Source organism: Streptomyces sp. NPDC001231, assembly GCF_042896885.1.
In the GTDB taxonomy this organism is placed as follows: Bacteria; Actinomycetota; Actinomycetes; order Streptomycetales; family Streptomycetaceae; genus Streptomyces.
Genome location: NZ_JBIAXS010000066.1, coordinates 1 through 9,071 on the forward strand (window position 1 = coordinate 1; position 9,071 = coordinate 9,071).

The 9,071-nt window shown below is 67.5% G+C and carries 2 protein-coding genes and 2 pseudogenes; all 4 read left to right on the plus strand.

Annotated elements, in window-relative coordinates; all coding sequences use genetic code 11:
• Positions 1 to 59 precede the first annotated feature (59 nt).
• Positions 60 to 6,335: a polymorphic toxin-type HINT domain-containing protein gene (locus ACFY3J_RS38605; protein WP_390842875.1), complete on the plus strand. Its 6,276-nt coding sequence runs from the start codon at positions 60 to 62 to the stop codon at positions 6,333 to 6,335.
• Between the two features lie 94 nt (positions 6,336 to 6,429).
• On the plus strand, positions 6,430 to 6,987 hold the full coding sequence (locus ACFY3J_RS38610; protein ID WP_384186265.1) for a hypothetical protein: 558 nt from the start codon (positions 6,430 to 6,432) through the stop codon (positions 6,985 to 6,987).
• A 598-nt stretch (positions 6,988 to 7,585) separates the two neighbouring features.
• Positions 7,586 to 7,836, plus strand: a pseudogene (locus tag ACFY3J_RS38615) (L-idonate 5-dehydrogenase); the annotation flags it as partial.
• Positions 7,837 to 8,140: 304 nt separating this feature from the next.
• Positions 8,141 to 8,254 (plus strand): annotated as a pseudogene (locus ACFY3J_RS38620) (SH3 domain-containing protein); the annotation flags it as partial.
• Positions 8,255 to 9,071 lie beyond the last annotated feature (817 nt).

Genomic DNA, 9,071 nt, shown 5'->3' on the forward strand with positions numbered 1-9,071 from the left:
AGCCCCGCACCCCGCCACCCCGTCGGCAAACACCCCCACAAACAAGACACCCCCCGACCTTGAAGGCCGAGGGGGAACCTTTAAATTCAAGCTTAGGTGAGGGCGATCAGCAGATCACTCTGCAGTGGAAGGGTGGCCTGCCCGAGCCGAAGCTGGACGGCACCCGGGCGGAGTACGTCAACGCCGTACCCGGCGCGGACGTGGTCGTGGAGGCCACCAGGACCGGCTTCGAGCAGTACGTCGAGCTCAAGCAGCGTCCCGAGACCGGTGATGCGGGCGGCTACTCCTACACGCTGCCGTTGAAGGCCAAGGGCCTGGAGGCGAAGCAACTGGCCGACGGCAGTGTGCTGTTCACCGACAAGAAGAACAAGAAGCGGGCTGTCATGCCCGCGCCAGTGATGTGGGACGCCACCGTCGACGAACGCTCCGGTGAGCACACCCGCAAGGCCAGGGTCGGCCTGAAGGTGGTTCAGAAGGGCGCCTCCGTCGATCTGGTGATCACCCCGGACGCCGACTTCCTCGCCGACCCGGAGACCAAGTACCCGGTCACCATCGACCCGTCCACCTCCTCGCTGTCCAACGTCTTCGATACGTATGTGCAGCAGGGCGAGACCGTCGACTGGTCGGCGGACACTGAGCTGGACTGGGGCAACCCCGGCACCAAGAACGCCGACGGCACCCCGCGCACCGCGCAGACCTTCATCTCCTGGAACACCACGCCGATCCAGGACGCGCTGGTGCTGGACGCGAAGCTGTCGCTGTACAACTTCCACTCGGGCAACACCGACTGCAAGGCGTACCCGTGGGAGGTGTGGTCCTCCCCCGCCGCCTCCACCTCCAGCCGGTGGACCAACCGTCCGACGATGACGGCGAAGAAGGCCACCTCCACCGAGACCCGTGGCAACCCGTCGTGCACCAGCACCCAGCCCAAGGGCTGGATCAACGCCGACATCACCACACTGGCGCAGGAGTGGGCCTCAGCCAAGGCCACTCGCGGCCACATGGGCATCCGCGCCAGCGACGAGTCGGTTGTGGCGCAGTGGAAACGCGTCAACTCCGCCAACGCCGCCTCCAACCCGCCGAAGCTGGTGGTCAACTACAACTACCGGCCGCGCACTGGCACCAAGCAGGAGGCCGGCCCGCCGTACTTCTCCTACGGCGGCGACTACGTCGTCAACACCACCACGCCCACCCTGCGCGACACCTTCGTCGACGCCGACGGCGACAAGGTCAACGGCACCTTCCAGATCTTCGACTCCGCCACCAACGCCCAGGTCGGCAACGTCCTGGTCTCGAAGTACGTGCCCTCCGGGCAGGTCGCCTCGGTGACCGTCCCGGCCGGGGTCCTGGCCGAGGGGAAGACGTACAAGTTCCGCACCAGCCCCTACGACGGCACGCACTACAACACCGGCTGGTCGGCCTGGAAGACGTTCACCGTCGACACCAAGGCCCCCTCTGCCCCGACGAAGATCGTCTCCACGGACTATCCGTCGGACAAGTGGGTCAAGGGTGCCGGCCAGGCCGGCACCTTCACCGTCACGCCGCCCACCGGCGGTGACCACAACTGGCTCGAGTGGTCGCTGGACGGCGTGGCCTGGACCAAGGTGACCACGAGCGGCTCAAGCGCGAACAAGGCCCTCAGCATCGCCCCGCCCAAGGACGGTACCCACACCCTGCAGGTGCGGGCCGTGGACAAGGCCGACAACAAGTCCGAGGCTGCCGAGTACACCTTCCACGCCGGCCCCGGAGGCTTCATCCAGCCCAACGATGGCGAACGCACCGCACGCCGGCTCCCGCTCGTCGCGGAGGCCGACGGCACCAAGTACAACGCGGTTTCCTTCTCCTGGCGCCGCTCCGAAGCCGACACCTGGGTGAAGATCCCCACCGGCCACGTCACCTCCGGCGGCACCCCGCTGACCGCGTGGCCCGTGCCCATGACCGGGGGCAAGAATGCCCCGCTGGTGTGGAACGCCCCCGACACCGTCGACCCCGACGGTACGGTGCAGATCAAGGCCGACTTCACCGGCCCGAGCAACGCCTCCGGCAGCACCGAGCCGCTGACCGTCGTCGTCGACCGCAACGCCGACGGCGCCGCGAGCCAGAGTGTGGGCCCCGGCACGGTGAACATGCTGACCGGCGACTTCACCCTGTCGGCCACGGATGCCTCCGCGTTCGACATGTCCGTCACGCGTACCGCATCGTCCCGTACCCCGGACAAGGGGGCCGCTCAGGAGGGACAGGCGCCGATCTTCGGCAAGGAGTGGGTGTCGGGTGCGACCGCCGAGCTGACGGACTCCGACTACTCCCACATCCGCAGGATCTCCGACACGGCCGTCGCCGTGGTCGACTCCGACGGTGAGGAGACCCACTTCACCGCGAACGCGGCCAAGACGGGTTGGATTCCGGAGCCGGGTTCGGAGGATCTGACCCTCAAGGGCAGCGTGAGCGGCAGCTTCACGCTCTCCGACACCGAGGGCACGGTCACGGAGTTCACCAAGCCCGATCCGGCCGTGCCGACCTGGCAGGTTTCCAGCACCCTGCTGGACGGACTGTCCAACTCCACCACCACGGTGATCTCGCAGAAGACCACCTACAACGGCAAGGACGTCGCCCGGCCCAAGTGGGTCATCGCGCCCACCTCGGCCGTGACCGCCGCGGACTGCGCCGCGGATCCGGCGACCAAGGGCTGCCGGGTCCTGGAATACCTGTACCCGCTGACCACCACCGCCACGGACACCGCGTTCGGTGATGTGGTCGGCCGGGTCAAGTCCATCCGCCTGTGGGCCACGGAGCCCGGAGCGGCCAGCTCCAAGGTCCTCGCCATCCAGTCGTACGCCTACGACACACAGGGGCGGCTGCGCGAGACCTGGAACCCGCGCATCTCTCCCACGCTCAAGACCACGTACGAGTACGACAGCGCGGGCCGCGTCGTCAAGTTCACCCCGCCCGGCGAACTGCCCTGGACCTTCACCTACGGCAAGGCCGGCAACACCGCCACCGCCGGTGACGGCATGCTGCTCAAGGCCACCCGCGCGGGGCTGAAGCAGGGCACCGCCGATGTCGAAGAGGGCACGGCCGCCACCAGCATCGTCTACGACGTGCCGCTGACCGGCACCGCCGCCCCGAACAAGATGGGCGCCTCCGATGTGAAGGCGTGGGGTCAGCTCGACGCGCCGACGGACGCGACCGCGGTCTTCCCGGCCGACGCCGTGCCGTCCTCGCACTCCGGCGGCTCGCTGACCGCGGCCGCCTACCGGCGGGCCGAGGTGCACTACCTGGGTGTATCCGGCCGTGAGGTGAACTCCGCCAGCCCGGGCGGATACATCACCACCACCGAATACGACCGCTTCGGCAACACCGTCCGTGAACTGTCAGCGGCCAACCGGGCCGTCGCCCTCGGACTCACGGTCGGCGACCGGGCTGTCCAGGCCGACCTGGGCATTGCCCAGATGACGGCGGCGGAGCGCGCCGACCTGCTGGCCACCCGCTCGGTGTACAACGAGACCGGGACCCGGGAGTTGGAGGAGTTCGGCCCGCTGCGCCGGGTCGAACTCACCGCAGACCTGAAGTCCGGCACCACCACCCTCGTGCCTGCGGGTGCCTCGGTGACCGCCCGCAGCTGGACGGTCAACGAGTACGACGCTGGGCGGCCGACCGACGGCACTGCCAAGGTCAGGGATCAGGTCACCAAGGTCACCAAGGGTGCGCAGGTGCGCGAGCACCCGTCTGTCCAAGGGGAAACCCGGACCGTCCAGACGGCGTACGACTGGGCCAGAGGCCTGCCGACCCAGTCCATTCAGGATCCGGGCGGCTTGGCCATCACCACCAAGACCGAATACGACGCCCAGGGCCGGGTCGTCAAGACCATGAACACCGGCAGCACCGGAACGGACGCAGGCACGGTCGTCACCACCTACTGGTCCGCCACCGGCACCGGCACCTGCGCCGGGCGGCCCGAGTGGGCCGACTTGGTCTGCTCGGTCGGACCGGGCGGAGCGATCACCGGTGGCGGCTCCAACCCGGCGCAGCTGCCGACCACCACCACCGAGTACGACTGGTGGGGCAACTCGGCCAGGAGCACCGAGACCGCCAACGGCGTCACCCGCACCACCACCACGTCCTACGACAACGCCGGTCGCCCGACCACGGTGAAGGTCACCGGCGGGGTCGGACAGGCGGTGCCGGAGGTCACCACCGAGTACGACCCGGCCACCGGCAAGGAGGCAAAGACCGTTTCCGCCACCGGCGGAACCATCACCCGGGTCCACGACAAGCTCGGCCGCCTCATCGCCTACACCGACGCCGACGGCGGAAGAACCAGCACCGAGTACGACCTGCTCGACCGCCCGGTCAAGATCACCGACACAGTCCCGTCCACCGTCACCTATACCTACGATCACACCGTCGAGCCGCGCGGCCTGGCTACGAAAACCACCGACTCGGTCGCCGGTTCCTTCTCCGCCACCTACGACGCCGACGGCTCGGTGGCCACCGAGAAGCTGTCCGGCGGCTACACCCTCACCGTCACCGAGGACACCACCGGCTCTCCGGTCGACCGCACCTATACCCGTGACAGCGACGGAACCGTCGTGATGTCCGACGCGGTCACCGAGTCCGTCCACGGCCAGACCATCACGCACGCCGGATGGTCCGACCAGACCTACCACTACGACGCGATCGGCCGCCTCACCACCGTCGAGGACACCGTGGAGACCGTCTGCACCCGCCGGGTCTACGGTTTCGACAAGCACAGCAACCGCACCTCGGTGACCACTGCTGCCTCGGCTCCCGGCCAGGACTGTCCCCTCACCGGAGGCACTGCCAAGACCCACACCTATGACAGCGCCGACCGCATCACCGACAGTGGCTACGCCTACGACGCGTTCGGCCGCACCACCGCCCTGCCCGGCGGGGTGAGCGTCGGCTACTACGCCAACGACCTCGCCCACCAGCAGACCGCGAACAACAAGCGCCAGACCTGGCAGCTCGACGCCAACCTGCGCTTCCGTTCCTGGACGGTGGAGACCAACAGCGGGGGCACCTGGTCACCGACGGAGAACAAGCGCAACCACTACGACGGCGACAACGACAACCCCCGCTGGATCATCGAGAACACCGCCACCGGTGCCCTGACCCGCAACGTGGACTCCCTCTCCGGAGACCTCGGTGCGATCACCAGCGCCACTGGCGACATCGTGCTCCAGTTCAGCGACATCCACGGCGACATCGCCCTGCAACTCCCGCTCAACGCGGGAGAGTCCCCGATCGTCCTGGACACCGACGAGTACGGCAACCCCCGCAGCAACCAGAACGCCGTCCGCTACGGCTGGCTCGGCGGCAAGCAGCGCTCCAGCGAGACCGTCGCCGGCTACACCCTCATGGGCGTACGCCAGTACAACCCGGCCACCGGCCGCTTCCTGTCCGTCGACCCTGTCCAGGGCGGCAACGCCAACGCCTACGAGTACTGCACCGCCGATCCTGTCAACTGCACCGACCTCGACGGCAAGTGGAGCTGGAAGAAGGCGTTCAAGAAGACCAAGAGCTGGGCCTGGCGCAACAAGTGGGACATCGCCCTCACCGCGGCCGGCTTCATCCCCGGCCTCGGGGCCGCCGCCTGGGGCTACCGCGCCTACCGCGGCTACCGGGCCATCCGCGCCGCACGGACCATCGCCCGCGCCTGCCGTCGCAACTCCTTCCTTCCCGAGACCCCGATCGTGATGGCCGATGGGAGCACCAAGCCCATCAGCGAGGTGAAGATCGGCGATCACGTGTTCGCGGCGGACGAGGTGACGGGCGAACTCACCGTCTCTCCCGTCACTGATGTCATCATCGGTGACGGGACCAAGGACCTGGTCACCCTGTCCGTGGACGCCGACGGTGACGGGCGTTCCCAGAAGATCACAGCTACGGCCGGCCATCCCTTCTACGCTCAGGGCCGAGGCTGGGTCGACGCGTCCGAGCTGCGCCCCGGGGAACGCTTGATCAACCCGCGAGGGCCGGTCCCCACGGTCACCGCCACCAGCCGCACGCAGGAGATCCGCACCGTCTACAACCTGACCGTTGCCGGAAGCCACACCTACTTCGTGGCAGCCGACGGCCAGTCGGCGCTCGTCCACAACTGCGCTCGTCGGATCCCCAAGAAGCGGGGGTGGAGCGACCTGCGCACGCCGACGAAGTTCAAGTCGAAGCAAGCTGCCGTCGACGCCGCCAAGCGCGACGCCCGCGTGGGCGGGCGCTGCCGGTACCGTGGCGTGTGCTCGTCGGGCAACCACGTCCATGTCGATTACTTCAACAAACAAGGAAGAATCTCGCACACCCGCCACTACAACTGGTGACGGGACAGTGTTGAGGAGGGCCCGGCCGTTTCCTTCGACCGGGCCCTCCGGCCTCACCACTCATACGGGAACAGACGAGAGACAGCAGAACACCATGAGTATTTCCGACGCGTTGAACGATCTCGTGGCAGCTCTGACCGAGCATGCGGAGGTCATGTCCGGGCAGGATGTCTCGCCCGAGCGGGCCGTTGACGTCATCGAAAAGGTGCGGCTCGCGGCGGTGCGCTACTCCAGCGAGACGTTCGATTCCTCGGGCTGGGGCAGCCCGTTCTCCGACGTGTTCGATGACGAGGAATATGTGGATGGTGAAAGCGATGTCGAAGAAATTCCGGACGCGGCGGAGCGTATCAGCATCACAGGCCGCTGGGATTTCGTGGTGTCGGACCGGAATGCCTGGTTCGCATACGTCGACCAGCGACTGAGGGAACTCAATCTGTCCGACTGTGCCGTAGAACTGAACAACGTGGCTCAAGCGGCACACGAAATCCTCGCACATAGCGATCCCTTCGGTGCCTACACGTCGCACGGACTGGATGACGGCGGCAAGGACTGGGGCATCGAAGAGATCCCGAAGACCCTTTCGGAGATGACAGCCGAAGAACGGTCCGCCGCAGCAGGCACCGGTGCACATTCGAGCGGATCCGACGCGTAACAGATCAGCACGGGTCGGCGAGGACGGCGCAAGACGCTGCGACTGCAGCAGGTCCTCGCCGAACCGGCCTGGGCACCGAGGATCAGCGACGAGGACCGGCGCGGCCTGACCGCGCTGTTCTGGTCGAACATCAACCCCTACGGGACCTTCCGCCTCTACATGGAGACTCCTCTGGACCTCGGTGGACTGGTAGCGAAGTCACGAGGCCTTGCGCCAGTTCTCGGATCACTCATCCGTTGACGGATGCCTGCTGTTCCGCGTCCGACGTCCGTTCCCCCTCTCAAGCAGGTCGACGGGACGGGTGCAGGGCTGTTGCCAGGGAACAAGTAACCCGTCGGTAGCTTTCAGGGCTTCGTGGCGGCGATCTTCTTCGGCTAGCGGGGTGAGGAAGCCTCTTGCGAGGCTCGCCGGGAGTGGTCCGGTCGTCGGCGCCTTGCTTCTATAGCGGGTCGCCGGGCTCGGTGATGACCTCCCGGTGACGACCTACTTGCGCAGGGTTCGCTGACTGCCTTCGTCGTCCTCGGTGGTGAACTGGACGACGACGGCAGGGGTCCTTGGTGTAGAGCCCGATCCATGCTTTGTGGGCCCGGTGACGAGACTCGTGGTGCAGCTCGGCATGCTGCCGTCGAGGCAGATCCCCTTCGCGGGCAAGGCAACCTCCTGGTCAGCCGGGAGATCGAACTGCCGGGGCGTTCCGCTTTGACGCGGAGTTCGACGACGCTGGCGCTGCTTGCGGCGGAGCCGTCGTTCGTCAGTCTGGTCGGTGCGGTGGTCCCTTTGCGGGAGGCCGAGTCGGCGTTCGCGATAACCGCTGACCGCAGCCGGTCCTGCAAGGTGCTACTGGATTTCCCTCCTGAGCAACGGTTAGCCACTGCCGTCGCTGCTTGGCAGAAAGACCCTCCCGTCGGCGGCGGGCGGTCCCATGATGGGGGAACCTGTCCCGGGACCGCCCACGGCCACCAGTCGAGCACGGCACGCCCCGGGGGGATGACATCGGGGGTGTCATGGTGGTTTCACTCGGGGTGCGGTGATGGGGTTGTTCGTCGCCGGGGCGTTGGTGATCACGACGGTCACGGCGTGCGGTGGCGGCGGGGACGGGGGCGGGTCGTCGGGCGCCGGAGGCAGTGGAGGCTCGAGCGTCGCGGGTGAAGTGTCGAGCGGCGGGCAGGACGGCGGCGGGACGGGCGGCTCGGGCGGCGGCACGCCCTCATGGCAGCCCCGGGACGGTGACGGCGGGAACGGTGGGTCGGGCGGGTCGGGCTCCTCTGGCGGCTCCGGCAGTTCGGGCGGCCGTGTCCGCGGCCACATAGAGGGCCCCGGCTGGCTCCCGCCCGGCCCGCACTCACCCAACACCAACCAGTCGCCGGATCCGGAGAGTGTCTACGACGACCTGGGTGAGCGCCCGGAGGAGTGCCAGAAGACCGCTAAGAAAATCCCGGACGAATCCCCGAACGAACCCATCGATCCCTACTGGCAGGTGGTCCGCGGGCTCGCCCAGGCCTGCCAGGCCGTTCAGGGCCAGGGCGGCAACTGGGGCAGGGCGGCCGCCGACTTCGCCGCGGTCCAAGGCAAACTGACCAGCTGCAAGGGCCGCGCCGCCTACGCCGTACTCGGCGGTGTCCTGCAGTTCCACCGGCAACACCCTTCGGCCACCACGAAGTTGAAAGCTTCGAAGCGTGGCGGTGGCACGGATGCCTGCAAATTCCGGATCGTCTCCGTGGACGTGGGCGGCGACCGCGAGGCAAAACCGTGCGACACGCTCACCATCAAGCTCGCCGGCATCTACTTCAGCAAGACGGAGCTGCTGGACGGATCGGGGCACAGCAGCGTGACCGTCGCCGGTATAGAGGTGGGGTTCGAGGGGGAACGCAACTACGATGCCGAGCCACCCGACCAGCTGACCTTCAACGTCCTCGTCCCGCATACGCAGCCGGGCACCTATCCGCAGAGCGCCGACGTGACGGTCGAATACGGCGACCGGGCGACCCTTAAGAGGTCATCTCATTTGGCGAGTCGGCGGTAGCAGATGAGGGTGCAGGCGATGCTGGTGAAGGCAAGGAAGTGCTCTGCCTTGCGTTCGTAGC

What these genes read in the sequence shown, in the direction of transcription:
- ACFY3J_RS38610 (WP_384186265.1), top strand. Translation starts at nt 6,430, where the DNA reads ATGAGTATTTCCGACGCGTTGAACGATCTCGTGGCAGCTCTGACCGAG.